This is a genomic window from Microbacterium sp. BF1 (assembly GCF_019279095.1).
In the GTDB taxonomy this organism is placed as follows: domain Bacteria; phylum Actinomycetota; class Actinomycetes; order Actinomycetales; family Microbacteriaceae; genus Microbacterium; species Microbacterium maritypicum.
Window position 1 is genome coordinate 1 of sequence record NZ_JAGYWT010000250.1, and the last position, 3,633, is coordinate 3,633.

At 66.4% G+C, this 3,633-nt stretch carries 2 protein-coding genes and 1 pseudogene; all 3 read left to right on the forward strand.

The annotated features are described in order from the left end of the window. Nucleotides 1-224 (forward strand): IS3 family transposase (locus KZA10_RS17975; RefSeq protein ID WP_256934671.1); only part of this gene is annotated, 224 nt, incomplete at its 5' end. A 379-nt stretch (nucleotides 225-603) separates the two neighbouring features. Then, entirely contained in the window at nucleotides 604-1,674 is a 1,071-nt protein-coding gene (locus KZA10_RS09805; protein WP_218682769.1) for a hypothetical protein, read from the forward strand. Nucleotides 1,675-2,118: 444 nt separating this feature from the next. After that, nucleotides 2,119-3,354: pseudogene (locus KZA10_RS09810) on the forward strand (IS3 family transposase). Nucleotides 3,355-3,633 lie beyond the last annotated feature (279 nt).

Below are 3,633 nucleotides of genomic sequence, written 5' to 3' on the forward strand. Positions count from 1 at the left end.
CCGAGGCCGTGAACAACCTCTACAAGACCGAACTGATCCGCCAGCGCGGGCCCTGGCGCACCGTCGAGCAGGTCGAGCTCGCGACCCTCGAATGGGTGTGGTGGTGGAACAACTCCCGCCTCCACGGCGAGCTCGACATGCGAACACCCGCCGAGGTCGAACAGGCGTATTACGCTGACCAGGAATCAGCCAATCCGGCACCTGTCGGACAAGGCTCCCGATAGGAACGAAAGTCAGGCCGATTCACCACTCCGCGATCGGCAACATCAGCCCGAACGCCTACGAAGCCGCACGCTCCGCTACGCTCGCGGAAGCGGCATAACCGAACCGACACCGTGTCCACGATCAAGGGCCAAGGCCCGGGCTACCGACACACGGAGATTCCGAAGAACAGGCCCGCGTTGGCCGACTACGGCGCGATCACGATGAAGAACTCGCTCACCAACACCATGTCGACGCTGCCGAGCCAGCTCGCTCGGTCACTGACCGGGGATCGCGGCGCACACCTGACGGATGCTTCCTGCACTACTCCGCGGGCGACCCCATACTTGTGTGTATGACGCACACTGTTCGGACCCATTCCTGCAGCCCGACGGGCTGCCTGTGAGTGCCGGTGAGGTGGTGATCGGACTCATCTCCGCTCCGGGTGTGGCCGCCCAAGTCGCGGCTGATCTCGCTGAGGACCTGCGCGCAGAGCTGAGTGTGCTGATGCCCACCGTCCGATGGCGGGTGCCAACGGTGGTCGATGCCCTCGTCCACCCACCTGCTGACGACGCTGTCCTCGTCGGCGCGGCGCGGGAGCGGCTCCTGGTGGAGGCCTGGGACCTCGTCGTCTGCCTCACGGACTTGCCGCTCAGCGTTCGTCGCCGGCCGGTGGTCGCCCATGCCAGCCCGGTGCACGGAGTGGCTGTCGTATGCCTGCCGGCGCTCGGGGCGGTGGGACTGCGTCGACGCGCCAGTGGCGCAGTCGTCGGTCTCGTGCGCACCTTGCTCGGGGAGGCCGAGGATCACGGGTCCGCTGGCTCGCAGGCCGCCCTCCGGCGCCGCGCTGGCGAGCTCGGGAGTAAGCAGGAAGGGGGAGACGGCAGCGTCATGTTCACGGCGAGGGTCCTGAAAGGGAACGTGCGACTCCTGGTCGGAATGATCCGGGCCAATCAGCCCTGGCGGCTTGCCATTGGACTCTCCAAGGCTCTGACCGCCGCTCTGGCGGCCGGAGTCTTCGCGATGATCACAGCCGACATCTGGCAACTGGGCGACGCGCTTAGCTGGACCATGTTGGCGGCGATCGGAACGGGCGCCGTCGCAGCGATCACGGCCTCGCTGATCCTCGGAGCGGGCCTTTGGGAGCGCGGTTCGAATCCGGCGGGTGGGAAGCACGTCACCCTGTTCAACCTGGCCACGACGGGAACGGTCGTGCTGGGTGTGACCTTCCTGTACGCAGCGCTCCTGCTCCTCGCACTCCTGATCATCCCACTGCTGGTGCCTGCACATTTGCTGGAGGAGAACCTCGGACACGCGGTTCAAGTCGGCGACTACTTCAAGCTGGCGGTGCTGGTCAGCGCCCTGGCAACGGTCGGCGGAGCCCTGGGCGCGGGCCTGGAGAGCGACGAGGCGGTCCGGGCCGCCGCCTACACGTACCGGCAGGAGCCGGGCGAGGTCCAGCGGAACGGGTGACAGACATCAACCGGGTCCCCGATCAGCGGGGCTCAAGCCATTGTCATCGTGCTGTCACGGCGTTCCTCGCGCGCCGGTCGCGCGGCTTCGCCCGCTGATCCAGAGGCCACCATCTCGATGACCTCTGGTGTCACAGCGCCTGGTGTCACAGCGCCTGGTGTCACAGCGACGCCGGGTCTCAAGACGGTGAAGAGCGACCATAAGATTCCCTTCCTGGCTCGAAGTACGCGGACCAGCATGGCGAGAAAATTCGTCGGGCAGATGCCTTGCGCATTTGAAAACGGCGGTGCAGGATGGTGACAACAGCCCCAGCTTTCTGAAACGGGCACGCGGAGAATGCTAAAGTCGAGCCATATCGGCTCTCCGTGTACGAGGAGGGCGCTTGACCCCTGATCTTGGACACGCTGATTCCAGCACGATGCTGGGGAAGCGAGAATCCAAGGGATGGCTAGGAAGAACTACACGGACGAGTTCCGGCAGCGCGCGGTGGACTTGTATGAGTCCACGCCGGGTTCGACGCTCAAGGGCATCGCCGGGGATCTCGGGATCTCTCGGGGTGCGCTGAAAGAGTGGGTCGACAAGTTCGGCTCCGGGGTCACGGTTGCCGCTGCGTCGCCGCCGGGGGGCGACGGGGCGACCGGAGTCGCAGGCGGCGAAGGTCCTCCGGTTGGAGGCCGACCTCGCGGCCTTGCAGGCCGAGGCCCGCAAGCTCGAGACGGAGCGGGACATCCTCCGTCAGGCGGCGAAGTATTTCGCCGGGGATACGAACTGGTGAACCGCTTCCAGTTTGTTGAGGATCACAAGGACGCCTACGGCGTGAAGCGGTTGTGTGAGGTCGTCGAGGTCGCCCGCTCGTCGTTCTACGCCTGGCTGGACTCCGCCGGGCGGCGAGCCGCGAAGGCGACAGACGACGCGGTGTTGGCGGCGCGGATCCGGGTGCTGCAAGACCCCGCTCAGGGTGGCGACCGCGCCTACGGGGCGCCCAGGATCACCGCCGACGTCAACGACGGTGTGCCCGTGGCGGAGCGGGTGAATCACAAGCGCGTCGCGCGGGTAATGCGTGAGCACCGTCTCGCGGGGATCCGGTTGCGACGACGGGTGAAGACCACGATCCCGGACCAGTCCGCCAGGCGCTTCCCCGACCTGATCGGACGGGACTTCTCCGTCGGCGACCCCGGCCGCCGCTACGTGGGCGACATCACCTACCTGCCTATCGCCGACGGCACGAACCTCTACCTCGCGTCCTGCATCGATCTCGGCTCCCGGAAGCTCGCGGGCTGGCAAGTCGCCGACCACATGCGCACCGAACTCGTCGAAGACGCCCTCCGTGCCGCGCACCGCGACCGCGGGTCGCTGGTCGGCGCGATCTTCCACTCCGACCACGGCAGCGTCTACACCTCGAAGGCCTACGCCGCGCTCTGCGAGTAGCTGGGCGTGACCCAGTCCACGGGCGCGGTCGGCACGAGTGCCGACAACTCACTCGCGGAAAGCTTCAACGCCACGCTCAAGCGCGAACTCCTCGCCGGCCGGTCAGTGTTCCCGGACCAGGCCACCGCCTACCGGGCCGTGTTCCGGTGGGCGAACCGCTACAACACTCGCCGGCGCCACTCCGCGATCGGCAACATCAGCCCGAACGCCTACGAAGCCGCACGCTCCGCTACGCTCGCGGAAGCGGCATAACCGAACCGACACCGTGTCCACGATCAAGGGCCAAGGCCCGAAAGCATGGTCATCTCCCCAGGGCATCTGGGTCTGTCGGAAAGTTTGTGTGTGAGGGGTTCGGCGTGATCGGTTCGGCTTCGGTCGTCCGGGAAGATGAATCACGTCATGAACACTGAATTGAAGACACCAACTGAGCAATCCGAGACCGTCGATCTGCGGACCGGGGAGATCCTTCCTGCGCCGCCGGATGTCACTGCGGTCGCGGAGCAACTCGTGGCCGCCGCTCGTGGTCAAGGG